This is a genomic window from Spirosoma utsteinense, assembly GCF_014282275.1.
GTDB classification, from domain to species: domain Bacteria; phylum Bacteroidota; class Bacteroidia; order Cytophagales; family Spirosomataceae; genus Spirosoma; species Spirosoma utsteinense.
This window is the reverse complement of record NZ_VFIA01000039.1, coordinates 20870-47360: the sequence shown is the minus strand read 5'-3', so window position 1 is coordinate 47360 and position 26491 is coordinate 20870. Positions and strand designations below refer to the sequence as shown.

The following is a 26491-nucleotide window of genomic DNA, read 5'->3' as shown; positions in this document are numbered from 1 at the left end:
TTCCGAGACGTAGACAAAACCATAGAAAGTTCGGAGGCTATGCTACGAATTGGCTTTATTTCAATCCTGCTCAATAGGCTGGCCAAATAATAGTCCCAAACATACTCTTAGTACATAGAACAAATGCAACGTGCGCGGTATGGCTCGACGGGTCAGGGTAGGAACCAGGCCCAAATAAGGCTTTTATTTTCTATACTGATCAGTTGAGAAAATAAAATTCCACTTTTCAGCCTTATTGTACTATTGTGTATCGCTGTTCTGGTCAACTTCCCGGCATACCCGTACTGCTTGTGTTTCCTCCAGGGCATGTAGTTTAAAACATTGACCGGCGCTATCGTTCGGTTGGTATCTTTGTTGTTAAAATAAAACCGGTCTGCTAGAGCGGACATTCTTCAATGAAAAAATACACACTTGCGTTGTTGTTGGCGGTAGCGATGTTCGCTGGCGGATGTCAGCAGACCGACACGACACCCTGCACCGCTACGCCGGTTACCACCAAAGCACCGGCATCCGAGGTGGCAACTCTCAAACAGTACATCGACGCCAATAAAATTACCGCTACGGCCGACGACCGGGGTTTCTACTACACGATCCAGTCGCCGGGCACGGGCAGCAAACCAACGATCTGCTCGAATGTGACGGTCAATTACGTGGGTAAGCTGACCAATGGCAGTACGTTTGATCAGGGTAACGGTGTCAGTTTCGGCTTAAGTCAGCTTATTCTGGGGTGGCAGGAAGGTATTCCCCTGATTGCGTCCGGTGGCAGTATCACCCTGTATTTGCCGCCCAGTCTGGCCTACGGCTCCGCGGCTACGAATGGCATTCCCGCCAACTCAATCCTCGTTTTCACCATCGACCTGACGAGCATTAATTAGTAGGTGTGAAGTAAGGATAAGATGGGTGCTTTATAATCGCCACCTTACATCAGGCTACCACCACTACCAGGGGCTATAACTACTACTAGGGACTACCACCACTACCAGGGGCTACGCCCACTGGCAGGGTTGAAAGCGCACCCTGCCAGTGGGCGTAGCCCCTGGTAGTGGTGGTAACGCAGCAACGCCGGACACTCTACTCGTGTGAGATAGAGCGTCCGGCGTTGCTGTTAAAGCGATCGATGAGGGTGAATTACACCTTGCTTTCGGGGTACATCTTCTTGTGCTGGGCCTGTAGAATGGCGTATTGCGCCGGCGTCAGAATGGCTTTGTAGTTGCGGGCTTTTTCGGTTTCCACCTCAATGGCGAACACCCGCAGTTTCTTCTGGTTCAGCCCCGTTGCTTTCATCTTTTTTACCCCCTCGTTGTATTTGACGGTGGCATCGGTAATGATTTGTTTTGCCTTGGGAATTTGTTCGGGCGTTAGTTTCAGCCGCTGCTGGTCGGCCTTCAGGACTGATTTGACAATCATACCGACGGTCGCCCCGTTGTTGAGAAACACGAATTTTTCGTTTTCGACCGATTTGGTCTGGGCAACGGTCAGGCTGGTAAATCCAATAAGGAGCAGGCAGGTTAATGTAAGGGTCTTCATCTGAAAGGCTGGCTAAAAACGTTGAAACTAAGCTGGCGAAGATACTACTATTTCTGAGTGCTGTCTCTAATCAGGCCAGAATCGTCCAGGTTGGCCCGGCTGGCCCGGCTTCTGATAAATACTAGGTATTTATCCTGAAAAGTGATCTGGTTTTCGGAAGGTCGGAAAGGCAATTCGGAAGGCAAAAAACGGTATTCAGCAACTTTTACTTCAGTGCTTCACCGGCCAGCTACATCTTTACTCTGTTATAAATAATCTGCTCACAGTCAAACCACTTAATTCATGAAACAACTATTCATTAGCCTGGCTATTGGGCTGGCCCCTTTTGCTGCGTATGCCCAAACCTGGACCGTCGACAAAGCCCATACGAAAGTTGGCTTTACCGTAACGCACCTGATGCTGTCTGAAGTAGACGGAAATTTCAAGACGTTTGATGCCAAGATTACGGCGGCCAAACCTGATCTGTCGGATGCCGTTTTTGAGCTAACGGCCGATATTAACAGCATCGATACTGACAACGAACGGCGCGATGGACACCTTAAAAGCCCCGACTTTTTCGACGCAGCCAAATTTCCCAACCTAACCTTCAAAAGCACCTCTTTTAAAAAGGTAGAAGGCAAAAAGTACAAAGCCATGGGCGACCTGACCATGCACGGTGTGACGAAACCTGTAACGCTGGACGTAACCATGAACGGTCCTGTAACGAATGACACCCCGAAGGGCAAACAGGAGAAAGTCGGGTTTAAAATCAGTGGTACCATCAAGCGGGCCGATTTCGGCGTAGGTGGTACGTCGACAGCCGTCGTCAGTGATGAGGTGGAGATAAAGGGTAACGCCGAATTCGCCAAGCAGGATGCGGCTATGGCCGAAAAAAAATAAGCTGATTTACCCGCTGCTGGCGGGCCGTAACCATTTCGGGTTGTTGCTGAACCTGCCTGCCAGGTCAGCGACAATCTGTTTCTACTCAAATCGATTCTTTCCCGAATGACAACCAGACGACAGTTTCTCCGCGATGCCGGAACATTGACCCTGGGCAGCCTTGTCCTGCCCCAACTGGCAAATGCCGGTACGCTGTATCCTGAAGCGACTGCTTACCCAATCGGTATTCAGCTGTTCACGCTGTTCAAGTCGATGAACGACGATCCAAAAGGGACCCTCGAAAAGGTGGCTGCCGTCGGGTATCAGGAAGTTGAGTCGGCTTTTAACACGCGGGGTGGCTATTACGGCTATACCGCTAAAGAATTTAAAGCCCTGGTCGAAGGGCTGGGGATGAAATGGCGGGCCCACCACGCGGGTGGCGCACCCCGTCGTCCCCGCCCCGCCGATGCCGCACCAGCAGCCGGTGGGGCCGCGCCCGCCGGTGGCCGCCCGCCAATGGACTTCTCCAAAATGCCGCCCATGCTCAACCTGCGCGACAACTACCAGCAACTGGTCGATCAGGCGGCCGAAGGTGGGTTATCGTACCTGGTCTGCTCGAGTACACCCGTCAGCACCCTCGCCGAAATCCAGCAGTCTGTCGAGGTATTTCAGAAAACGGGCGAAGCCTGCAAAAAGGCAAACATTGCTTTCGCCTATCATAACCATGCCACGGAGTTCGATGCGGTAGAAGGGGGCAAGACGCCTTATGAGCTGATCCTGTCCCAAACGGACAAGGACCTGGTGAAGATGGAGCTCGATCTGGCCTGGGCAACCAAAGCCGGCAAAGACCCCGTTGCCCTGTTCAAGGAGCAGCCGGGCCGCTTCCCGCTGTGGCACATCAAGGATATCAAATCGGATAAACAGACCATTACTGAAGTCGGCAACGGCATCGTGGATTTCAAAAAAGCATTTTCGGCGGCCAAAACGGCCGGACTGAAGTATATTTTCGTGGAGCAGGACATGGCTGCCGACCCGATCGCGAATATCACAACCAGCTATACAAACCTGAAAAAAATACTAGCTTAGCACGTCTTCCATGAGTCAACGAAACTTTACCCGATCGAAACGGGCTGGCCTTATGGGTCAGACCGTTTCGATGTTTATTAACGGCCTCGTCCTGACCGGGCTGGCGTCTTTTGTGATGCAGGATGGCCCCGAGAAACCGGACGAAACCCGCTTCACGCCCGTAGTGGTTGCCGAAGACCTTGATGAGCCTATGGCGTTCGAGGTTCTTAAAGACGGTACTGCCTTTATCATCGAGCGGAAAGGGACGCTGAAAAAATGGGACCCAGCCACGCAAACGGTCGACCTGATCGCAACCCTGCCCGTCAACACCAAATACACCTCGGCGCAGGGTAAGGTGTCGGAAGCCGAAGAAGGGCTCCTGGGTTTATCCCTCGATCCGAAGTTCGAGCAGAATCATTTCATGTACCTGTACTACGCTCATCCCACCGAGAAAAAGCATTTGCTCACCCGCTGGGAACTGCGCGACAATAAGCTGCAATCGGAAAAAGTGATGCTGGAGGTGCCTACCCAGCGTGAAGTATGCTGCCATACCGGCGGGGGCATGACCTGGGACCGGGCGGGTAACCTGTACCTGACGGTGGGCAACAATACGGGTAACCAGCAGGCTGCCCAAACCGACGAACGGCCGGACCGCAGTAGCTGGGATGATCAGGGCCACGCGGGCAATACCAACGATCTACGCGGTAAGATCCTGCGCATTCACCCCGAAGCCAACGGCACCTATACTATTCCGGACGGTAACCTATTCGCGAAGGGTACCCCAAAAACCCGTCCCGAGATCTATTCGATGGGCCACCGGAACCCCTGGCGTATTTCGATCGACAGCCAGACGGGCTACGTATACTGGGGCGAAATCGGTCCTGATGCCACGAAGGATTCGGAGATTGGTCCACGAGGCTATGATGAGATGAACCAGGCGCGCAAGCCGGGCAATTTCGGCTGGCCCTGGTTTGTAGGTAACGATCAGGCGTTTCCGGTCTATGACTACGGGGAGAAGAAGCCCCTGGGCGTAAAAGATCCGAAGAAACCAATGAACACGTCGCCTAACAACACCGGTCTGACCGAGTTGCCCCCCACGGCACCCTCGTTCATTTATTACCCCTACGCCATTTCGGAGGAGTTTCCGCTGGTGGGTACGGGTTCCCGTTCAGCGACGGGCGGACCCGTATACCGGCAGGCAGATTTTAAGGGTACCCCACGCCCCTGGCCTGCTTACTACGAAGGGAAATGGCTGGCTACCGATTTTTCGCGGGGCTGGATCATGGCGATCTCGATGGATGCCGAGGGTAATTACAAAAGCATGGAGCGCGTCTTACCCAGCTACCACCCGGTTGAACCCATCGATATGGACTTCGGGCCTAACGGCGACTTGTATGTGCTCGAATATGGCAGCAACTGGTTCCGGAAGAGTGACAACGCCCGGCTGGTTCGGATTGAGTACAATGGCGGCAACCGGAAGCCCGTTGTGCAGGCATCGGCCAGCAAAGCCGGTGGTACCGTACCGCTCCAGCTTTCGCTCCTGGCCGATGGGACCAAAGATTTTGACGGCGATGCGCTGACGTATCAGTGGAAAGTAACATCGCCGGGTGCCCCCGCGCGGGTCTTCACCACGGCGAACCCATCGGTCACGTTCGACAAAGCGGGCGTATACACCGCTACGCTGACCGTGAAAGATAACAAAGGAGCCGCCAACAGCCAGTCTGTGCGGATCATTGCGGGGAACGAGCCGCCCACCGTTTCGGTGAATCTGACCAGCAACCGCACCTTCTTCTTCCCCGATCAGCCGATCCAATATGCCGTTCAGGTATCTGATAAGGAAGACGGCAGTCTGGCGAAGTCGAACGCGGCTCCGGGACAAATCAGCCCGGCCCGCGTGGCAATGAGCATCGACTACACCTCCGAAGGGTTCGATTATGCCGAAGTGATGCAGAGCCAGCGAAGCGTCGATGCTTCCACGCAGTACGCAGTAGCACAGTCGCTCATCAACCAGAGCGATTGTAAGGTATGTCACCAGATTGCTACCAAGTCGGTCGGTCCGGCGTTCACGGCTATTGCGACGAAATACAAAGGGGACGCGGGTGCCCACGACCGGCTGGTAACGAAAATCCGGCAGGGTGGCGTTGGTGTCTGGGGCGATGTGGCCATGCCCGGCCACCCGGCTATGTCAACTGCCGACGCGGGTAATCTGGTCAACTACATTCTTCACATAAACGAGAAAACCTACAGCACGCTACCCACCCAGGGGGCTTACTCCATCAAACTGCCTCAGGATGATAACGGCAAAGGCTCGGTGCTGATCCGCGCGGCTTATACCGATCTGGGCGTTAAGGGTGCCCGGCCCGTTCCGGCCCAAACGGCGGAGAAAGTACTGATCCTGCGTAGCCCGCAGCTGGAAGCATCGGCCGCCAGTATTATTCAGGGTGCCGACGTCAAAGCGAAGGGAATGGGCAAGGGTGAAAACGTTATCCCGTATCATAACTCCTATATTGGTTTCCGGCAGTTCGACCTGACCGGCATCAAGCAACTGGAGCTGGCAGCTCAGGCGCAGAGACGCCAGGGGAGTGCGGGCGGTACCATCGAGGTGCGGCTCGACTCGCCTACCGGTCCGCTCATTGGGGAAACGACGCTTGAACTGGAACCCGAAGTAGACATGACGAAGTTGATGGCTCAAATGGAGTCGGCGGCTCCGCCCGCTGCGGCTGCTCCGGCCAGCGGGACTACGGCAGCTGGTGCTAAAGCCGCTACCCCGCCACCCGGACCGGGCCGGTTCTCACGTCCGCCGGTAAAGCTTGCCCTGAAAGCAACCGAGGGCCTGCACGATGTCTACTTTGTTTTTAAGAATGACAAGGCTAAAGCTATCCAGCCATTGTTGTCTTTGTCCAGCGTTCGGTTTATGAATGTACTGAACCTGTAGTGTCAGTCTGGTTTTTGTATCGATAAACAATGAATGCCATTACCGGAAGTAATGGCATTCATTGTTTATCGATACACCCCATCGAACTCAACTCATTTGATAGCGGCTAAAAACGTTTCCCACTCGGCGATGAGGCCTTTTTTGAGCACGCGGGGAAACTTGTTCTGACCGCCCAGCTTACCCCGCGCTTCCATCCATCGGTAAAAGGTAGCAGCCGGGAGTACCGTAACGGTGATCTCCCTGAGCGCATGCTTCCGCTCGACGGCGTAGTCGTCGTTAAGCTCAACCAGGCGGGCATCGATACGGTTGCGTAGGTCGGTTGCGTCTACGGCATCGTCGGTGCCGACATACCAATGGTGGGCAAACAAGGTGTCGTGGGTAACGCCGGCGACCGTGAATTCACGGATCGAGATGCCCAGCTCTTCCGACACCATCTCGATCGCCTTGTTCATATTGTCGACCGAGAGGTGTTCGCCACACAGACTCAGAAAATGTTTTGTCCGGCCGGTAATCACGATTTCGGCTTTTCGTTTGCTTACGAACCGGATCGTATCGCCAATAAGGTAGCGCCAGGCACCCGAGCAGGTCGACAGGAGCAGGGCGTATTCTTTGCCTTCTTCCACATCGTCGATCATCAGCGTTTCGGGCTTGTCGATAAGATCGCCATCAGACGAGAAGTTGTGCTCGTTGAAGGGGATGAACTCAAAGAACAGCCCGTTGTTGAGTACCAACTGCATACCTTCCGCGTTGGGGTGGGACTGGTAAGCGATAAAGCCTTCTGACGCGAGGTAGGTTTCGATGTAGGTGATGGGGTGGGCGAGGAGCTTTTCAAATCCCTGCCGATACGGCTCGAAGGAGACCCCCCCGTGGCAGAACACCATCAGGTTGGGCCACACATCGTGAATGGTTTTGACCTTGTAGCGCGCAATGATCTTCTCCATCAAGAGCTGAATCCAGGCAGGAACGCCCACGACGTAACCGATATCCCAGTCGCCTGCCTGCTCAGTGATCTCATCCAGTTTCAGCGCCCAGTCGCGCTCCTGGGCAATTTCCTTGCCGGGTTTGTAGAACCGCTCGAACCAGAACGGAATTTTGCTGGCCGTGATTCCGCTCAGATCACCTTCGTAGTGCCCTTCCCGGGCGTTGAGCTGGGTGCTGCCACCGAGCATCAGGTACCCTTTCTCATACAGTGTCGACGGCAGGTTCTGATAGCGGCCAAGGGTCAGGATCTGGCGAACACCCGTTCGCTGAATCGCCTTCGACATGGCTTTGGTAACGGGGATGTATTTAGAGGCTGCCTCCGACGTTCCCGAACTCAGCGCGAAGTATTTGACCCGGCCTGGCCACGCAATATCCCGTTCGCCCGCCAGCGACCGTTTCCACCACCGATCGAACATCGTGTTATAATCATGGATGGGGACATACTGCTTGAATTTCTCGTAATACTCGCGCTCAGTGCCAAATTCGGCAGCGCTCAGGAGTTCCTCGAAGCGATATGTCTTGCCAAACTCGGTGAACCGGGCTTTCCCGATAAGCTTACGGAATGATTTGCGCTGTTGCCGATGTGCGTTGAGTTTACGTAACCGAACGGCATTTGTTAATCGAATGCCGTTTTTGAGCATGCTGCCTAGTAATGCCATGTCTCGAATGATAAGGGATGAATGCTAAGGGATGAGGGGTACATAGTATCCATCCCTTAGCATCAGTTTATAGCTTCCAGTCTTTCAGCGTGTCTATCATCCCATAAGCCGTCAGATCATACTGGCAGGGCACTACTGAGGTATAGTTTTGTGATACCGCATACTCGTCGGTGTCCTCGGCATGGGTATCGAAGTTAACGAACTCGCCCGCCAGCCAGAAGTAGCGCCGGCCATTGGGGTCACGTCGTTCTTCGAAGACCTCCTGCCATTTGGCGTTGGCCTGTCGGCAGATGCGGATGCCTTTCAGGGGTTCGGCAGCACGGCTGGGGAAATTAACGTTCAGGGCCGTGCCGCGTTGCATGCCGCGCTCCAGTACGGTGCGGGCAATGGTCAGAATGTGCTCGTGTGCATGCGTAAAGTCAGGATGGCGGGTGAAATCGCCGAGTGAGAAGCCAATAGCGGGGATGCCCTCGATGGCCGCTTCAATAGCGGCCGACATCGTGCCCGAGTACAAAACGCTGATCGAGGTATTGCTGCCGTGGTTGATGCCACTGACAACGAGATCCGGCGTGCGATCTTTAAGGATATGATGTTTGGCTAATTTAACGCAGTCGGCGGGGGTGCCGGAGCACTCATAAGACGGCACGTCGCCGAAAATTTCGGATGGGTAAAGCCGCAGCGGGTCAGCGATCGTAATGGCATGTCCCATACCCGACTGGGGACTGTTGGGAGCCACTACCATTACCGAACCAATTTGTTGCATCAACTCAACGAGTGTTCGAATTCCGGGGGCTGTGATGCCGTCGTCGTTGGTTACTAAAATCAGGGGTTTATGTTCCGCCATGAATGCAGGATTGTTGGATTTTGATGGCGCAAAGCTACACAACTACCGCCTGAACTTAGCCGATACTTTCGCCGTACTGGTGCCGTTTTCCAAACGGAAGGGGGTTTTTGCCGGTAGGTTTTGCTGACCAGCCCCAGGCTTTTCAACCAATAATCGTTGGCTGTCAGGTCCGCATGGCCCCGTCCATCTCCATGATACACGCTCAGGAAGACAACGAAGCCCTGCCTCACTAGCGGGTTATGTCCTGGCGCGACCGGCAGGCCTCCGGAGAATATGCTTTCCCCGGCAACCCGCTTAACGGGGAGGAAATCCGCTGTCGAACAGCCGAGCTATCCCCTCCGGGCCGCAAGTTGCCGCGTCTGGACAGCTGGTAGAAAGCGGGTAAAAGAGCCAGCGTCACAACTTATTTCCGTGAGGTTTTCCGAATACCAGGAGGTTCCTGTAACCCTTTTGACTAATCCGGGTTTAGACTGTGCAGCCAATGGCTGCTACTAACAATCAGTAGATGATACACCGCAGGCTGCTGACCGTACCCTTACTCAATACAAACGTTCCTTCGCTCGTATGACCCACACTATGCCCGTTGGGGTCGTTGGCCTCGGCCTGATGGGATGCAGCATCGTCACCTGCCTGCTGGCTGCCGGCCACCCGGTAGTGGCTGTTGCTCCGATCCCTGCCGATGTCCCCACCGCCGAACCCCGTATCAGTCACCACCTGGCCGACCTAGAAGCCCATGGTATTCTGGACGGCACGCCGACTTCCGTATTATCCCGCCTGATCGTTACCGAAGCCTACGCCGATCTGCAGCAGTGTCAGCTTGTGATCGAGTGTACGCTTGAAGATGCCGATATCAAACGTCGGGTCTATGAACAGATCGAAGCCGTAGTTGGTGACGAAACGGTCATTGCCTCCAACACGTCGGCTATTCCTATCTCGCAGTTGCAGCAACTTACGCGCCGACCGCAACGATTCATTGGCCTGCATTGGGCCGAACCGTCGCATACGACGCGTTTTCTGGAAGTTATTTGTGGCGACCAGACCGACGTGGCCTATGCCGAATTCTTTTACGCCTTGTCTCAGCACTGGGGCAAGGAACCTACGCTGGTTCGGAAAGACATCCGCGGGTTCATTGCCAACCGGCTGATGTATGCAATGTACCGCGAAGCGTTCGATCTGGTGGAAAAAGGCTATGCCACTGTGGAAGACGTTGACCGCGCCTGCCGCAATAATACGGGCTACTGGATGACGCTCGCCGGCGTATTTCGGTGGATGGATCTGACGGGGGTTCCCGCTTACCTGAACGTACTCAAAGACCTCTTTCCTACCTTGAGCAACCGGACCGATGTGCCGCCCCTGATTCAGGATATTGTGGATCGGGGTGGGCGAGGGGTTGCCAATGGGATAGGGTTCTACGACTACGCACCCGGTGAGGCCGAAGCCTGGCGACAAACGTTCGAGCGGTTCAGCTTCGAAATTCGCGAACTCGCCCTGCGCTATCCGGCTGATGTGGTCAAGAGTCAGCTCGATACCGATATATAAGGTTCTGAACACCCAATGGTCCCGCTTAGGAGTGCCACTACTCAAGGTAACGGTACTCCTAAGCGGGACCATTGGGTTGACTTATTTCGGGGCTGTTGCCCGTTGTCCTGAACGGCTTTTGTAGCCTTGCAAGGGAGAGTAAGATTGGGTGAATTTGCCGTAGTAACCCGTACCATCGTAGGGGCGGATGTCGGGGTCTTGCTTGCAGGCATCGGTACAGGTGCCGCCATGCGCGTGACCGCAGCCTTCGCAAATAACCACATGGTTGTTGCAGAGTGGGCTGGCACAATTGATCATACGGCTGGCGGGGGTTCCACACCGGAAACAGGTCGACACAATGGTTGGGTTGACGTGGTTCACCTCGACCGTCACACGGTTGTCAAATACGTAACACTGCCCGTCGAAATCATCGCCACCGGCTTCGATGCCATACTTGATAATGCCGCCGTGGAGTTGATACACATTCTCGAACCCCTGCGACAACAGATACGCGCTCGCCTTCTCACACTTGATACCGCCCGTGCAGTACGTGATGATCTTCTTGTCTTTGAGGTGGTCGATCTCGTGGATGTGATCGGGCAGGTCGCGCAGGTTTTCCATGTCGAACGTCACCGCATTCTTAAACCGGCCAACAGCATGTTCGTAATTCGACCGCATATCGACCAGCACCACGTCGGGGTCGTTCTTAAACTGCCGGAACTGCTCCGGTTCAAGGTGAATGCCGGTCTGGCGGAGTGGGTCAACGGGCAGGTCGGAGTGAACGATCTCGTCTTTGACGCGAACATGTAATTTTTGAAACGTGTGGCCTTCCGTTTCATCCACCTTAAACTCAATGCTGGCAAACCGGGGATCGGCATGGAGTGTGGCCATATAAGCCTCGCAGTCGGCTGTGAGTCCGGACACCGTTCCGTTAAGCCCTTCAGATGCTACGATTACACGCCCCAGCAGGTTCAGTCGCAGGCACAGCAAGTGGTGTTCCTCGCGGTACTGAGCCGGATTTTCGATGGGCGAATAAATATAATAAAGGAGTACGCGGTACGGTTTCATGCCAAAAGTTAACTTTTCAACAAAATTAAACGCATTTTTCCAAACTTCGTTCCCAGAGAATGACTCCAGTACCCACTACCCCTCGTTCTATGCACATTGCCATTACAGGAAATATCGGTGCCGGCAAGACCACGCTGGCCGCCCAATTAGCTACCTATTACGGATGGGACGTTTTGTATGAAGCCGTTGAAGGCAATCCCTATCTCGCTGATTTTTACGACGATATGCCCCGATGGGCCTTCAACCTGCAGGTCTATTTCTTAAATAGCCGCTTCGATCAGGTCCGAAAAATCAGGGAAATTCGAAAGGCCCACAGACACGTCAATAATTACACCCATGCGGTTATTCAGGACCGGACCATCTACGAGGACGCAGCTATTTTCGCCCGTAACCTGCGCGAGAGCGGCAGTATGACCGAGCGCGATTATGAAACGTATCAAACCCTGTTCGAGAATATGAAGAGTCTGGTTCGGCCACCCGACCTGATGATCTACCTCCGGGCCGACCTGCCCAAACTACGGGCGCAGATCCGCAAGCGCGGGCGCTTATTCGAACAGTCGATCAGCGACGAATACCTGAATAGCCTGAATCGGCTTTATGATGAGTTTTCGGCTGCCTACAGAGAAGGACCCTTGCTGGTCCTGGATGTGAATGAACTGGACTATGCCGGTCGCCCCGACGATTTTGCCGAAGTCGTCCGGCAGATCGATGAGCGCCTGGTAGCGCTGGCCGGGAAAGGGAATTAGCCATGGTCTGGTAGCGCCCCCTCAGAGGGGCCTGCCACCAGACCATGGCTAAAAATATTACTCATAAATGCTCCCGGCGGTCTGCTCCACAATGCCTTTGGGAAGCAGCCAGGCCATTAGTTTGCCCAGTTTGTTGATGACACCCGTCACCACTTCGGCTTTTCCCGACAGGGTGGCGTCAACGGCCTGACGGGCAACATCGGCCGGGGTCATGTTGACGCGTTCGGCTGCTTTACGGCCTTTCTCACCGATCTGCGCCCGTGTTACGAAACCCGTGTCGGTAGCACCGGGGCAAACGCAGGTAACGGATATCGATGTACGTCTCAGCTCCTGGTGCAGGCCCCGGCTAAACTGAAGGACAAATGCTTTGGAGGCTGCGTATAAGCTCAAGCGCGGTACGGCCTGATAAGCTGCCGAACTCCCGATATTCAGGATATAGGCTTTGGGCTGCTGTTTGAGCTGAGGAAGAAACAGGTAGCACAACTGGACCAGCGTTCCGTTATTAACGCTGAGCATATTCAGGTGCTCGGCCAGGGCATGGCTCTCGAACAGCCCGCTGAGTCCATAGCCCGCATTGTTGACCAGCATCTGAACCGGATACCCATGCTGCGAACACCAGTCAAATACGGCCTGGGCCGAATCGGCTCTGGCCAGATCGATAGCGAGAAAATCTGCTTTGATACCATGAGTCGCCGTCAGTCGGTGGGTTTGCTCCTGAAGCAGCGATTCCGAACGGGCTACCAGCAGCAGATCGAATTTACGGCGGGCCAGTTCGTTGGCAATGGCCAGACCGATCCCTTTACTGGCTCCTGTAATGAGGGCATACGCCATACAAAGTTGGTGAGTCGGTCAGTTAGTGAGTTGGTGAGTCGATCAGTAACTCACCGACTCACTAACTGACCGACTCACCAACTGATTATCGACGATCAGATATTTACTTTCGAGATGAACCGGTGGTAGAACGGCGTTTTGCTGTTCTCATCCTTAGGCATGTATTTACCCGTTACAACCGGTACATACATAACCCGCCGACGGCTGCCTTCTCCCAGCAGGGGCGATTGCTGCGCCCGGTGCCAGATACGTCCGTCGTGGACCGAGAGGTCACCAGCGTTCATATCGAAGCCAATCTCATGTTTGTCGGGATCGTTGTCGACGAAGTATTTCTTGCGGAACAGCATCTTCAGGAGACCCTGTTTGTGCGTACCGGGAATGACGCGCAGCCCACCGTTTTCGAAGGGCGTGGCGTTCAAATGGATACCCACGTTCAGCATGGGCATGATGCGCTGACCGAGGAAAATGTCGCGGGGGCTGTCGGTATGCCAGCCCATCTGGGAGAACTTGCTGTTTGGCGTCCGGATGTAGTGGTTCATAATCAACCCATCCTTTTCAATTTCAGCGATGCGCCCTTCATAGGGTTGCAACAGATCGACGACAGCCTGCAAACGGGGGTCCTGCAGGAACTCGTGCAGGGCCGAACTGTACTGCGACAGAAAGCACATACGCTGAATCATTGGCGTGCCGTCCTCACCCTGTCCGAATTTCAACGGAACCCCGTTTACTTTATCGCGACCTTCGGCCAGCCATTCCTTTTCGATTCGCTCGGTTTCACTGATAAATAGACTGACGGTTTCAGGGTTAATGAAATTACGGAAAACGATAACCCCATTTTTATTAAAAAACTGCCGTTGTTCCGGGGTAATGGTTTCGCCCAGGGTAAAGGGCGGCAAGGTTATTTTGCTCATATCGGTGGTTTACTAAGCGGGTATCCTGGCTCGGGTTAACCGGCAACGGTTGCCCTATAGGACGGATTCGCTGCGATGGTATTATAAAGCCCCAAATCTACAAAATTTACAATTTTAGGATTACTCTATCGCAATTTAATTAATGCGACTTTAACAGATAAGGATTCGGGTACTGATGACAAATTGGCGTGATGAACGGACGTATTTGAGGGTGTTGGGGCGTAATTTACTTCTTTTACCCTATAAACAGGTTCGTTTGTTCGTAAAGTACAAGTCATTTTTACAACCGATGGCTGGTTATTAATTCGGGTCGCCATCAATTTTCTGGCCACTATTGTACAAATTTCTGATTACGCTTTCCCCGATCATTTCTACCACGGTATCTGCTGTAAAGCCCGGTAACGTATTGATCTAACCGTTCAGTTTCAATTAGGGCAGTCGTTCTGCTTTTCGGGGGCCTCTACCTCATTCCACCCACTCAGGGCAATTCGTTTGCCAAGCCAGTAGAGAGGGTAGGTGAGGACAAACGCGCCCACTACATCGATGGTATAGTGAACATGTTGCACCAACAACAAACTACCTACCAGGCACGAACCGATCAGCACCAATAACCGATCCCACCATCGGCGGAGGGAAAGGAAAATAAGGAGTATGCTGGAGGTATGGCCCGAAAAAAACAGATCTTTCGTAATGTAGGTCTTGCCATAGAATGCGTTGCTGAGCGGGTCGACCAGCGGTATCAGGCCAGTCGGCGGGTTCAGCGGAAAGAGATTGATGGTCAGCATCCGGGCCAGGCTGACCAGGATGTAACCATAGATGAAGAGCATGAAAATAGCAGGACTTTTTCGGGCGCGAAAAAGAATCAGCAGGGCTGCGGCCCAGATGGTCAGAAAGATACCCAGCGATACGTCCCGGGGTGGTAACTGGTCGAGTAGCCAATCGTTGAGAACAGGGCCGGTATGCCGCTCAATGGATTGAAAGAACGGGGTAAATGTCGCCAACAGCAGGCCGACTCCCAGTAAACCAAGAAATAACTTCCAGCGAAAGACCGGGTGCCGCCAGGCTGACCGCCAGGCCAGATCGCCGGTTGGATCAGGTGATAGAATGCCCATTTATACGTTAAAAGGCCGCAAAGGTACGAAAGGAGCCGGGCATGCACCAAATAGAGTTTTTTAGCAAACCCATCCGGCGTCTCGTCCAGGCAAGATACCCTGGAGGAACGGGATCAACGCTTCAGTGGCATTCCCGCAGCGGTGGCTCATCTGTACTGTCGGGAGACGGAATATGCTGCGACACGCCCTGCGCACAAACGATCTTTCTCTGCCGGATGGTCTCCATAGCCCGCGCCCGGTTCTCCCCTTCCGACGTGCGGCAGGAGTGGGGATGGTCGAGGTGATACTGAATGGCACCGAAGCGGATAAACCGAAAGGTGCATCCCAGGTTGATAAGCCGCAGGACCAGTTCTGTATCCTCCCAGCCCCAGCCTCTGAACTCCTCGTCATACCCATTCACGCGCATCAGATCCTGCCGCCAGAATCCCATATTACAGCCTAGTACATATTCATAATGGGTATCCCAATGGTAAAAACGAACCATAAGCCATTGCAGCGGTACGCTCCAGAGCCGACGCCAGTTCCAGGCCGACTGAACCAGCGCCGACTGAACCGGAATCGTCGGGTCGGCCAGTAGTTTATTGGCAATGTTGAGGGGTATGTGATATTGGTTACCCGAGAAAAAATAACCAGGGCGGGCGTGGCGAAGGTGGTCGGCAATGTACTGCCGGTGTAAAATTACGTCGCCATCCACCTGAATAAGATACGCGCCGGTTGCCGCCAGTAATCCCTGGTTTCGAATACGGGCCAGCCGGAATCCGTCGTCCGGTTGCCAGATATGCTGTAGGGGAACCGGACTGCGGGCTTGAAGACGGGCGATCGTTTGCCGGGTCACATCGCCCGACCCATCGTCGCAGACAAGGATTTCGGTTGGGAGGTGGCTCTGTTGAAACACACTGATCAGGCAGCGCTCCAGTGCGTCCGGACGGTTGTAGGTCGTCACTAAAACGCTAACGGTGGGAGCAGACATAGACCTTTCAGTTTAATACGGGGGCGTTGAGGGTATATACTTCTTATCATCAGTTCAGCGTACCAGTACGACCCGGCCACTTCTTACAAATTGCTCTGCTTCGTTCACGGGGTCCTGTAAGCTATAATGAACCGTCCAGCCATACACACCTTCGGCGCAGGGACGGTTCTGGAAGGTGCCATCCCATCCTGTTTCGGCCTGGTCGCTCACGAAAATCAGGTTTCCCCACCGATCGTAGACCCGAAACGAGTAGGTGGCGAACCGGCCGGCATGCAGAATCAGCAGCCGGTCGTTGGTGGCATCGGCATTGGGCGAAAAAGCACTGGGTACATAAATATCGTTCAGTCGACAATTGCGGCTCTCGATCAGGATGGTATCCCGGTAGGTGCATCCGTTCAGGTCTGTCTCCAGCCAGTAGGGGCCGGGTGCGGTGGCGGTGAGTTGCGGGCTCGTGCTCTGGTCGGACCACATAAAGGTAGTGCCGACTGGCAGCGACGCCGGCACCGTAAGCACCTGCGACAGCCCTTCGCAAAGCGCCAGGTCATCGCCCAGGCTGAAGGGAGCATTGGCCCGGCCATTGACGATCAGGACGTTCGACTCAGCCGAACACTGCGCCCGGCCAACGGCAGCTTCATTGATGGGCTGTGTATTTCTGAGCCGATAATAGGTGCGCCCCGCCCGTACCCGATTGATGGTATAGGTGGTTTGCCCCGGATTAGTGACCGGTGTCCAGTTGAGGTTATCCAGACTCTGCTGCCACAAATAAACCGGGTTTGGGTAACCAACTGCTGTGCCCAGGGTCAGCCTCAGTGGCGTGTCGGCGCATACCGTTGTTTCGGTGTTGCTTATATCCGGAAACCGGATGGTCAGGGCCGGGTGAACCGGGCGAAAACCGATGTCGTCGATGACCAGGTCGTTGCCGCAGCCGCCCAGTCCTTTATTCACCAGTTTGACCACGATATCGTTGCTGGCCGTCGGTATGGAAAACCGCATGGACAGAAAAACCCAGGTCGGCGTGGTGGTACGGGATACGGCTGGCTGCACTTCTTCGCGGATGAGCGTACCATCCGGCTGTTCGATCCGCATGGCAATGATCGGATTACGCAGACTGTACTCATCGCAGGCACCGGCCTCCATAATCCGGTTCAGATTGAGTGTCCACAACGAAAATTCATACGTAACGCCCGGACACAGCCCAATAGCCTGCTGGCTATAAAATTCGCTCGGCTGAAACGATGCGTTGACAACCAGCATATTGCCCCGCACATCGTTGGGCGTATGATCTTCCGGAACGCGGTGCCATGCCTGCCCGTGACAGCTCTCCGATACGGTATCCATCAGGTTATACTCGCCATCGTCGGGGCAGGTTCTGGCCCGGTAGGAAAAATTGGTTATTCCCGGTGCCAGCGCCCCCCTCGGCCCACTCCCGAACGTTTCGCACAGAATGGAACCCGGACTACACTGGGCGTGTCCGACGAGACTACTTACCCAGCAGATCAGGATGACGACGAGCCCGTAGCGCCAGCCCGACTGGTGCCGACGAACGGGCGCGGCCGATGTGGCTGGAAGCCGGGCGCTTTCCGTTATGCTACAGAGTACCTGAACCGCCACAGGTTAGTTATTCAACGACGTTTTGGTGTCGTGGGGTGGCTGCGCAACAAACATACTTTTAAGACGCCGGAGCTCGATGCCTATTTTTACATACAGGTTTTTGGAGAAACTCCCGTCTTTTTCCAGGGTCCGGGTGCCGGTCCAGACGCGGGCCTGCGGTGACTTGACCTGCTTGACGGTGCCATAGTTCATCAGGTCGAAACACATCCGGCCGTCCTCTCCCCGGATTTTGTGCATCACATACCCAACCTTCAGCGCCTGTTCCCGAATGTAGCCGATGCTGATGCCGTAGGCGTTGAGGTGAGGCCGTTTCAGGTGACGCACTTCGGCGATGGTGTCTTTCATCGTTTCGAGCAGCGATAACTTCCAGCGCGAAAATCCCGGTGAGGGAATAAACGAGTAGCGGCCATAGACACAAACCACACCCGGCTGCCGGAGCACGGCCATCATTTCGTTGACCCAGGTGGGGGGGTAGAGTCCGTCGGCATCGGCCGTGAGCAGATACTTGCCCCGCGCCTGTTCCAGACCCATCTGCCGGGCCGGCCCCCACCCCTGTATGGGTTGAAAAGCGGTCCGGATGAGGAGCTTATCGAGCGTTTTCTGGGTGTTATCGGTCGAGTTATTGTTGACGACCAGGATTTCCACCGGGATCGATGTTTTTAGTTTAGCCAGCGAAGCAATGCTTTTGAGGATGTTCACCTCTTCGTTCCAGGCCGGTATAACAATGCTCACCAGCGGCTCAGGGTGCTGAAGCCCTTTCAGGTCGCGATTGATGGTGTCAAAGACAGACTGTGGAATGTCTTCAAAGGACGCATACGGGAAATTGACCTGACGGGTCCAGGCGGGGGCGTTTAGGAGATTCATGGCATAAATCGGATAAGAGACGAATCGGAGGTGGTACCCGGTTGGGTTGCCGGTGAACTGGTTCGGGCCGGTGAAGCAGATTGCAGGATCAATTCAACGTACCGATAGGTGAAGACAGACATCACATGAATACAAACCAGGCAGATGAACACAAAGAACAGTTCGCCAGCGGTGGTGTGAGGCAGCTTGATCAGTTTGAAGAGGAGCAGGTCCAGTACGGCCAGCACGACCGTATGGTTGAGGTAGTAGGAGTAAGAGAGCTTACCCAGGAAGGCGAAACGCTCGCCAGCCAGCCAGGTTGAGATCGTGCCTGCTTCGCGGGAGAAGACAAGGATAACTGCCGCAAACAGGAGCGGCATCATCCAGCTCTCGGCATGGGAAAACGAGCTGACGGCCAGAATGGTGATTCCCAGCAGCAACAGTTCGGCTGCCGTCTGCTGCCAGGCCCGAAAGCCCGTCGGCACCTGTTGGCTCAGCCGGTAGGTCAGCATCCCGATCAGGAAACTGTACAGGCACCGGATAAAGCCGTAGTCGTAATTGTAAATGATGCTTCCGTTGTGCCGAACGATGAACCAGGCCAGCAGGCTGAAGCTGATGATAGACAGGAGCAACAGGTTTTTGCGGAATATGATCAGCCCCAGCGCCCAGACGATGTACGTGTAGAACTCTACACTGATACTCCAGCTTGGCCCGTTCCAGGTAACCCGATCAAACAGGCCCAGTGATTGGGTAAGCGTGAGGTTGGCCAGAAAAGACACCAGCGTTTTATCGTCGGCAAAGACCGGATTGGACAGGGCAACGACGTATCGATCGACCCCAAACCGGAACAGTTCGAAAAGTAACACCAGCACCAGCGTGAAGAGGTGAAGCGGGTACAGGCGCTTGAACCGTTTGATAATGAACGGCTTCAGGCTGGTCAGGTAAGTAAGCTTGTTGAAATTGCTATGGGTCATGACAAAACCCGACAGCACAAAAAAGAAGTCGACAAAAATGTCGCTCTTCGCAATAAAGGCATTGCCCGACAGCAGGTCGAGATGCTGCAAATGGAATAGAATGACCATAATAGCCGCCATACCCCGAAATGAATCAACTGCTCTGAATCGCATCGTTTGTCAGGCCAGGGATTTATACACACTCAGGGTTTCGTCGATGGATTTCTGAAGCGGGAAATCGGCAAGTCGACGGTTCCCGCGCTCGACAAGCTGCGCTTTCAACGCGGGGTCCATCAGGGTAGCCCCCATCGTTTCGACAAGGTCGTCGAGGCTCAGGGGGCTGAAGTACACAGCCGCATCGGCTGCTATTTCGCGGAAGCACTCGGTATCGCTGAGCAGCATGGGGCACTGCGCCCGGAACGCTTCGAGGATGGGCAGACCAAAGCCCTCATACAGCGATGGGTATACGAACAGCTGGGTATTTTGATAGAGGTAATTGAGCTGTTCGTCGGTAGCATTGAGGTGATGAACCCGGTCTGTCAGCCCCAGCCGCTCAATGAATTCCCGATCGGCCACGTGCAGCTTTCCACCGCCGGTGAGTACGACATGCAGGTCCGGGAAGCGCGGTATCAGCTTCTGAACGGCGCTCAGAAACAGGTAAAAATTTTTGTAACCGCTCCGGTCGCCAACAAACAGAACGTACTGTTCGGGCAGGTTCGCTATCGGCTCAACGATAAACGGGGCGTCGATGTCGAGTCCATGATAGATGACCGATACTTTGGCCGGGTCAACATCGAAGCAGCAGATCAGCTCTTTCTTCGTTGTGTTGGAGATCGTGATAATGGAGTCGGCCCGGTCGATGTTGATCCGCTTCTGCTGCGTCAGCGGGTCCTGCGCCCAGAAATACTCCGGTACCCGCTCGTGGGTCATATCGTGAATGGTGATGACGAGCGGTTTCTTGAGGTGCTTGATGTAATAAGGATCGTAGTAGGTGGGATGGAAAACATCGAAGTTGGCTTTGTCGAGCAGCCGTTTGCAGTAGAGTTGATTCAGGCGGTAGTCGTAGCGTTCGTTTCGGTTCAGCACCCGGTCACTGAAACTACCTTTGATAGGCAGCGGCTCGCTCTGGATGTAGTGATTTTTGGCGTGCATGACGCCCAGTTGATAGCTAATGTCGCTGGTACGCTTGATACCCTGGATGATATTGGCAAAGTACCGGCTTATGCCGCCGTACTTCTGGGTACTGAATTTCTGATGATCGATAAATACTTTAGTCATAGCAGGCAACGGTTTGCCAGGTAGTTTTGAAGGCTGTATTACAGAGCCAGCCAGGTAGATGGCAGCAGATCCTTGGTGTTCCAGGTAGGTTGTTGTTTGTACCACTGCCGGGGGGTAATGACCAGCTTATCCGGGTTGGGGTTGAGCCAGGCTCCCCACCAGCTGAAGGAGCTGTTGGCGATGATATGGTGGCGGCAATGGCTCATCAGGACCAGGTCGGCAACGTCACTGTCGGGGCCGGTGTTCTGCACAAAGACCGTGTCGTCGGGGAGGGGCAGGTTCTCCCGCACCCAGGCCTTGTCATCGCTGAAGACGAACAACCGGATGGTGTCGAACTGCTCCGTCAACTGATTCAGGGCCTGGGCATAATAGTCGAGGCCAACAAAACCAAACGTCTTGCTGAACTCAGGATGATTGACGTAGTCGCCCCGCCGGATGTGGATCGACACCGGTATCGGGGTGTTGGCAATCAACTGCTGGTAATAGCCGAACTCAGGGCTGGGCGTTCCGGTAAGGGTTAGTTCGCGCCGGATCGTCTCTGCATTATCCCGGAAATAGGCTTCAGACTGCCAGAAACCATCCAGCGTAATGCAGTTGGCCCGGGCGTTGACAACCTGTTCGTCGAAATGAAAATGCTTTTCCTTCAAAAAGAGAAAGACGGGCGGCAGGCTACGATTCGGCAGGAGCTTTGTCGCCTTGGAAACGTACCGGAGTGGCGATTGGTGGAGCATCCGGTACGGCACCGAAAACTGACCCAGCTTGAATGAGCGCGGGGTATCGGTAGCGTAGGTCTGGCGGTAATAACTTAGGTCCAGATACAGGTCTGTCTTGTTTTTCAGCGCCAGATGCCGGGCAGCTGCGTACTGAAAAAGCTGATTCCCTAAGCCGCTGGTTATTCTGCTGATAATCATAGTAGCACCGCCAGATTACCTTCTTTCGCTGCTGATATATGGCGTTTGATACCGCTCAGTCAACATCTGGAAGTAAAGTACTCTATTAGTTTATTTGTAAACTTAAAAATACTATTTATAACTAACACTAAACTAGTAGTGAATATAAAATAATTAAAATTTAATTGAGTGCCGTTGGAAATATCAATTGAGTCGCTTGCGTATCCGTTGGTTGGGTCAACACCCGTCCAGGGTACACAGCTGTATTCAGTAAGATTTACTTAGGTAAGAGAGTACCTCGGCCCGGTTGCGGGCGTGCAGAATGGTAGCACCGGATAGCCTGGGAAACAGATTCTGATACTCATTGAAATGATGCTCCATACCCCAGTTGGGGTCCGAGAGGATAATGTTGGTACCCCCGAAGCAGCTGGCCAGGGCTGCCGTGCCCCCATGCATGGAAATAAAATGGTTGCAGTTGGCATATACCATCAGCTGGAGGTGGTTGTAATTGTTGATGGTCGATGGGTGGTGCTGCCGATAGAGATCATCCATCAGGATCACATCGGGATGGTTCTGCCGCAGCCAGGCGTGTTCGTCGAGGGACATGGTTTCGCTGTTGTCCTGTACGATCTGGTTGGGCAGGGGGCGGTTGTATACGATCTGGTAGGTCGATCCGTAGGTTTTTATGATGTAGTCGAGGGTGGGGATGTCCAGAAAATTGATCGGGGGCTGATCCCACTCGATATTATATTTATTGGCGATGATCAATAACGGTTTGCTGTAGACGAACACCTCGTTGCTATACTGCTGTTTGTAAGGAACCTGCGCCCAGTTACGGAAGCTGTACACGTTACTATGGGTCATGTTCGGTACGTCATAATGGGCGTAGGATTCCGTCCAGATGCGCTGCTTGAATCGCTCCTCATGATCCGGGCTGAAAAAATAAAACTCCCTCGTATGCTGGGCCGAAATCGTTTTGTCCAGCGTCCCGTTGAGGTGATGCCAGTAAGCAAAAGGCAGTACATACCGGAGTTCCTGGTCAAATTCGCCCTGGTAGCTGATGACTTTATAGCGTTTTTTTACTACGTAGTCGCGCAGCACGTAGCGCGCCTGAACCAGTTTACAGTAGTAGTTGTCGCGTACAAAATAGCCCAGATCCTTGCGGAGTTTTGGATACTTGATCCGGGCTACCACATACAGGGACTTGAGGAGGAGTCGTTGCATCATACGGCTTTGCGAAGCGCTTTCAATTCAGTGATCGGGTATTTGTAGCGGATCGTCAGGCCACAGTAAATGAGCGCACCAATGGCTATCTGTACGCCTGTATTCAGCACACTGATCGAATCGGCGAAGGATTTGTACAGGAAAATGGCTCCCACCATCGCCAGGCAAAACAGAATTGGCTTGCTGATATTCCGGGCAAACTCACCGAAGAACGGACCGATGAGCGAACGAACGATCCGGAAGTTGATGAGCAGGTTTGCCGCGGTGGCCACCAGAAAAGCGGAGGCAATACCCACCACACCCCATTGCTGGGCAAACAAATAAACGAGCGGAACCTTGATGAAGAGCGTTATCAGATTCAAGTAGAAGAGCAGCTTGGGTTTCCCCTTCGAGAAAGCCAGCGTGAACAGCGGGTTGATGAGAAACGTGAAGATGCTGACGAACACGAAGATCCGGATGAGCAGAATGGTCGGCTCCCAGCCGGGCCCGTAGAATAGCGGCACAACACTGTCGGCGGTGATGAACAAACCGGCCAGCAGTGGTAGGTTGACATAGCTGAGCAGGTCCAGAATAGTGAGGTACGACTTCTTGAGTTCGCCCGTATCGCCCTTCAGCCGCGCCAGAATCGGGTAGGCCACCTGCAGCACGATCGGGCTGAGCCGGGCAATGGGGAAGACCGCCAGCTGCGACGCCAGCGTATAATAGCCCAGCTGTTTGACGCCCAGCATCCCGCCAACGAGGATGTTGTCGGAGTTGGCCTGGATGAAGCCTACGATGCCGTCGCCTACATTGTAAAGGCCAAACCGGAGGTGGTCCTTGATCAGGCTCAGGTCGAATGTAAGGGTAGGCGAAAAAAGCCCCGCTCCATAAACCATCTGGAGGATAGACTTGGCCGTTTGCTGCGCCAGCTGCCCATAAATCAGCGATAGTTCTGCAAATCCGTTAAATGCCAGCACCACCGTAACGAGGGTGCCCGCCACGGTTCCTGTAATGTCAATACTGGCAACGGCTTTGAACCGGAGTTCTTTTTGCAGCAGAAACAGATAGAGCTGACCAACGTATACGATGATGAAATAAAGCGACGATAGCTTGATTACCTGCTCCAGCCGGGGCTCCTTGTAATAGCCAACCACCAGCGGCCAGCTGAAAAAAACCACCACACCAATGACCAGGCCCAGGATCAGATTGAGCAGGTAGATCGTCGACAGCACCTGCCGGTCCTCTTCCTGTTTGTAAATGATGGAATTGGAAAATCCCAGGTTGGCAAATATGTTGAAGAACGCAATCATCAGCGTGCTGACGCTGACGATCCCGAAAACCGACGGTTCCAGCAGCCGGGCCAGAACAGCCACCTGGCCAAACTGGAGTATGGTGGATATGGCAGTCGATGCACTCATCCACTTGCCCCCGCTGATGGCCTCTTGCTTATGACTCATTTGGGTTGTCGATCAAGGATTTTCTCGGTGGTAGCTGCCTGGGGTAATACGGTATTTGGTTCGGCATACCGCTTGGTACGCAGAAGCCCCTGCTCGATATCGCTCAGGCTGGGCGCGTCGGCGTCGTTTTCGCGGGCTTTGTTGAGCGCGATCAGAACCGGGTGCTTCGCGGCTTTGCTATACAGTTCGAACAACTGCGTGTCCCGGCGGCCCCAGATCGTATGTACGCTCAGGATCATGAGCGATACCGTACTGCGGCTCACCAGGTGCAGCGGAATGGGACTACCCACCAGCGCCGGTAACTCCAGAATGATCTTGTCGAATGACGTCCGGTTCAGGGCGTCCCGGTCGTCGAGCAAACCCGCCGGCTCCCGCACGTTCATGAAGTTGGGATGCAGGTCGTAAGGGAAGAAATGAATGCCGTTCTGCTCAAATGGCTGGTCGGTTTCCAGCGTGCGGGGGTAGCAATAGGCGACCTGTTCGCCCGACTCGGCATACAGGCGAACGAGCCCGTGGGCCAGCCAGGTTTTTCCCTGTTTTCCCCGCATACTGAACAGCGTAATGAGGGGCGGAAAGGTGGGGTTTTTGCGGTACTCGATGTCGATATTGATGGCGTTGCTGAGCTGCTCGAACATGCTGACCGCCGTCCGGCTGATCTTTGAATTGGCGGCAAACTTTTTGACCGCCGGAAAAACGACTGTAACAGGACTACCAATCCGCTGCTCGGCCTGCTCCAGGGAGTTGATCCGCTTATCGGTCCAGAAACGGATAGCCGCCAGCAGCAGAGCAATCACCAGACCAGCGGCCGCGCCAATAGCCGTGAACAGCCCGCGTTTGGGTGCCTGCGCCGAAAACGGGAAGGCGGGCGGGTCCAGTACCGACATCGATCCGTCGATGGCAATATCCTGCCGGTGGGTGGTAGCCTGATTAAGCGACTGAACCAGGTTCAGGTATTCTTTTTCGGCAACGGTCATGTCGCGGGTAAGCTGCCGCTGCTCCGATTCCAGCGGGGTGAAGGTGGTGGATTCGGCCTGGTAATCATCCAGCCGCTTCTTGACTACAGTCATGCGGGCACCGGACTCTTCGAATTCCAGCACCTTACCCAGCCACTCATTGACCAGCCTCAGTTTAGGGACAGACTCGCTCGTGTTGTCGGCAGCAAAATAATTCTGGGCAATCTGTTTCAGCTCGGCCGATGCCTGGTTGATTTTTTCCTGGTACCGATCCAGCACGGGCTGGGGTTGCCCGTTGGTTCGGGCGTTGATCAACTGGGCTTCGGCTTCGGTGAGTTCGGCCTGTTTATCCGTCAGGGCTGTGTTGATCTTGAGCAGGTTTGAGCCACCCGCCATGCGCTGGTTCAGGGCATCCATAGCTGCCTTGGCCGCCCGGTTGCTCATCACCTCGGTATTGTATTCGGCAACCAGTGCTTCGCGGGTAGCCGAGCGGGTTTTCAGCTCATCCTCGAAATTGAGTACGTTATGCTGCACGTTGAACGCCCGCAGTTTAGCTTCGGCATTGTTGAGCTGTTGTTTGGCGGCTTTGGCTTTGTCCTCGTAATAGTTGACAACGGGATTGGTTTCGCCCCGTTTCAGGGCCACATACCGCTCGTTCAGTTCGGTGATGGCCAACGCGAGCGTCTGTTGAGCCACGGCCGGATCACCCGTTTCATACTCCATGTCGAGCATGTCACTGGCGCTTTTTCGGGTCGATTTCAGCATTTTGCCGATATAGCCGGCTGAGTAATACGAATCGGGCGACATCAGTAGCTTTCGAATTGGGTTGTCGGTTTGGCTCCGGGCAAGGCTGTCGACCATCTGGCGGGTAAAGGCGATATTGCCCGCCCGTACCAGCGATTGCCAAAGACTGGCCGGAATTGCCTGCTGAAGCCGCTTGAAACTGGTTTCCGACAATTCCTGTCTCGACGGCTTGCTCAGTTGCAGGTGCTGACTCAGCAGATTGACCCCAACGTGATAAAGCGTCTGGTTGGAGTTGAGCGTTGTCAGAATGTTGTCGAAGGCGTTGCTGACGGCCGAGTAGTCGACGTGAAAGTTCTCTTCGGCCGACCGCAGTGAGTAACCGGACGTGAAGCCGGTATAGAGCGTAGCCCTGGTCTTGTATATCTTGGCTTCATTGCGCATGAAATAAAAGACGGTTCCGCCAGCGAGGCAGGGGAACACGATAAACCAGATGAGGTGCTGCTTTAAAAGCCGCCCGAGTCCCTGTAGTGTCAT

At 54.2% G+C, this 26491-nt stretch carries 22 protein-coding genes; 6 read left to right on the top strand and 16 right to left on the bottom strand.

Translation table 11 applies throughout. The features are described from left to right. The first annotated feature begins 395 nt into the window (after positions 1-395). The gene (locus FH603_RS22810; protein WP_186740407.1) at positions 396-875 is read left to right on the top strand and encodes an FKBP-type peptidyl-prolyl cis-trans isomerase; all 480 of its coding nucleotides are present in this window, start codon (positions 396-398) and stop codon (positions 873-875) included. A gap of 253 nt (positions 876-1128) precedes the next feature. On the opposite strand, the gene FH603_RS22805 is transcribed toward FH603_RS22810, so the two are convergent. Continuing rightward, positions 1129-1527: a hypothetical protein gene (locus FH603_RS22805; protein WP_186740404.1), complete on the bottom strand. Its 399-nt coding sequence runs from the start codon at positions 1525-1527 to the stop codon at positions 1129-1131. Between the two features lie 282 nt (positions 1528-1809). On the opposite strand from FH603_RS22805, the gene FH603_RS22800 reads away from it, so the two are divergent. The 3 genes from FH603_RS22800 (at position 1810) to FH603_RS22790 (ending at position 6385) form a co-directional block, all read left to right on the top strand. After that, complete coding sequence (locus tag FH603_RS22800; RefSeq protein WP_186740401.1) at positions 1810-2406, top strand: YceI family protein; 597 nt, start codon at positions 1810-1812, stop codon at positions 2404-2406. 105 nt (positions 2407-2511) lie between these two features. Then, positions 2512-3471 carry a sugar phosphate isomerase/epimerase family protein gene (locus FH603_RS22795; protein WP_186740399.1) on the top strand — a complete coding sequence of 320 codons (960 nt, stop codon included), beginning with the start codon at positions 2512-2514 and terminating at the stop codon, positions 3469-3471. Between the two features lie 10 nt (positions 3472-3481). Then, positions 3482-6385 (top strand): PQQ-dependent sugar dehydrogenase, encoded by a 2904-nt coding sequence (locus FH603_RS22790; protein ID WP_186740396.1) that lies wholly within the window; start codon positions 3482-3484, stop codon positions 6383-6385. A 92-nt stretch (positions 6386-6477) separates the two neighbouring features. Here FH603_RS22790 and FH603_RS22785 read toward each other — a convergent pair whose 3' ends face one another. Together FH603_RS22785 and surE are read right to left on the bottom strand one after the other, a co-directional pair. Further along, complete coding sequence (locus FH603_RS22785) at positions 6478-8025, bottom strand: GH3 family acyl-acid amido synthetase (protein WP_186740394.1); 1548 nt, start codon at positions 8023-8025, stop codon at positions 6478-6480. 67 nt (positions 8026-8092) lie between these two features. Further along, a complete protein-coding gene (gene surE / locus FH603_RS22780) occupies positions 8093-8869 on the bottom strand; it encodes a 5'/3'-nucleotidase SurE (RefSeq protein WP_186740392.1) in 777 nt (258 codons plus the stop codon). Between the two features lie 564 nt (positions 8870-9433). On the opposite strand from surE, the gene FH603_RS22775 reads away from it, so the two are divergent. After that, on the top strand, positions 9434-10408 hold the full coding sequence (locus FH603_RS22775) for a 3-hydroxyacyl-CoA dehydrogenase family protein (protein WP_186740389.1): 975 nt from the start codon (positions 9434-9436) through the stop codon (positions 10406-10408). A gap of 81 nt (positions 10409-10489) precedes the next feature. Here FH603_RS22775 and trhO read toward each other — a convergent pair whose 3' ends face one another. Then, complete coding sequence (trhO, locus tag FH603_RS22770) at positions 10490-11455, bottom strand: oxygen-dependent tRNA uridine(34) hydroxylase TrhO (RefSeq protein WP_186740386.1); 966 nt, start codon at positions 11453-11455, stop codon at positions 10490-10492. 89 nt (positions 11456-11544) lie between these two features. On the opposite strand from trhO, the gene FH603_RS22765 reads away from it, so the two are divergent. After that, positions 11545-12201, top strand: a complete 657-nt coding sequence (locus FH603_RS22765) for a deoxynucleoside kinase (RefSeq protein WP_186740384.1) — start codon at positions 11545-11547, stop codon at positions 12199-12201. 57 nt (positions 12202-12258) lie between these two features. Here FH603_RS22765 and FH603_RS22760 read toward each other — a convergent pair whose 3' ends face one another. The 12 genes from FH603_RS22760 to FH603_RS22705 all read right to left on the bottom strand — a co-directional run bounded on the left by FH603_RS22760 (position 12259) and on the right by FH603_RS22705 (position 26491). Beyond that, positions 12259-13032, bottom strand: coding sequence for an SDR family NAD(P)-dependent oxidoreductase (locus FH603_RS22760; RefSeq protein WP_186740382.1), 774 nt, complete (start codon positions 13030-13032; stop codon positions 12259-12261). A 95-nt stretch (positions 13033-13127) separates the two neighbouring features. After that, the gene (locus FH603_RS22755) at positions 13128-13943 is read right to left on the bottom strand and encodes a phytanoyl-CoA dioxygenase family protein (RefSeq protein WP_186740380.1); all 816 of its coding nucleotides are present in this window, start codon (positions 13941-13943) and stop codon (positions 13128-13130) included. A gap of 425 nt (positions 13944-14368) precedes the next feature. After that, positions 14369-15055, bottom strand: a complete 687-nt coding sequence (locus FH603_RS22750; RefSeq protein ID WP_186740378.1) for a phosphatase PAP2-related protein — start codon at positions 15053-15055, stop codon at positions 14369-14371. Between the two features lie 121 nt (positions 15056-15176). After that, a complete protein-coding gene (locus FH603_RS22745) occupies positions 15177-16025 on the bottom strand; it encodes a glycosyltransferase family 2 protein (protein ID WP_186740375.1) in 849 nt (282 codons plus the stop codon). Positions 16026-16079: 54 nt separating this feature from the next. Next, the gene (locus FH603_RS22740) at positions 16080-17636 is read right to left on the bottom strand and encodes a T9SS type B sorting domain-containing protein (protein WP_317171312.1); all 1557 of its coding nucleotides are present in this window, start codon (positions 17634-17636) and stop codon (positions 16080-16082) included. A 3-nt stretch (positions 17637-17639) separates the two neighbouring features. Then, on the bottom strand, positions 17640-18500 hold the full coding sequence (locus FH603_RS22735) for a glycosyltransferase family 2 protein (RefSeq protein ID WP_186740373.1): 861 nt from the start codon (positions 18498-18500) through the stop codon (positions 17640-17642). Next, positions 18497-19606 (bottom strand): acyltransferase family protein, encoded by a 1110-nt coding sequence (locus FH603_RS22730; protein WP_186740371.1) that lies wholly within the window; start codon positions 19604-19606, stop codon positions 18497-18499. The genes FH603_RS22735 and FH603_RS22730 overlap by 4 nt, the downstream gene beginning before the upstream one ends. 6 nt (positions 19607-19612) lie before the next feature. Beyond that, positions 19613-20710, bottom strand: coding sequence for a glycosyltransferase family 4 protein (locus FH603_RS22725; protein ID WP_186740369.1), 1098 nt, complete (start codon positions 20708-20710; stop codon positions 19613-19615). Positions 20711-20748: 38 nt separating this feature from the next. After that, positions 20749-21621 (bottom strand): alpha-1,2-fucosyltransferase, encoded by an 873-nt coding sequence (locus FH603_RS22720; protein ID WP_186740367.1) that lies wholly within the window; start codon positions 21619-21621, stop codon positions 20749-20751. 246 nt (positions 21622-21867) lie between these two features. Continuing rightward, positions 21868-22827 carry a hypothetical protein gene (locus FH603_RS22715; protein ID WP_235985544.1) on the bottom strand — a complete coding sequence of 320 codons (960 nt, stop codon included), beginning with the start codon at positions 22825-22827 and terminating at the stop codon, positions 21868-21870. Then, the gene (locus tag FH603_RS22710; RefSeq protein ID WP_186740365.1) at positions 22824-24260 is read right to left on the bottom strand and encodes an MOP flippase family protein; all 1437 of its coding nucleotides are present in this window, start codon (positions 24258-24260) and stop codon (positions 22824-22826) included. Before FH603_RS22710 ends, FH603_RS22715 begins: the two co-directional genes overlap by 4 nt. Beyond that, entirely contained in the window at positions 24257-26491 is a 2235-nt protein-coding gene (locus FH603_RS22705; RefSeq protein ID WP_186740363.1) for a GumC family protein, read from the bottom strand. The genes FH603_RS22710 and FH603_RS22705 overlap by 4 nt, the downstream gene beginning before the upstream one ends.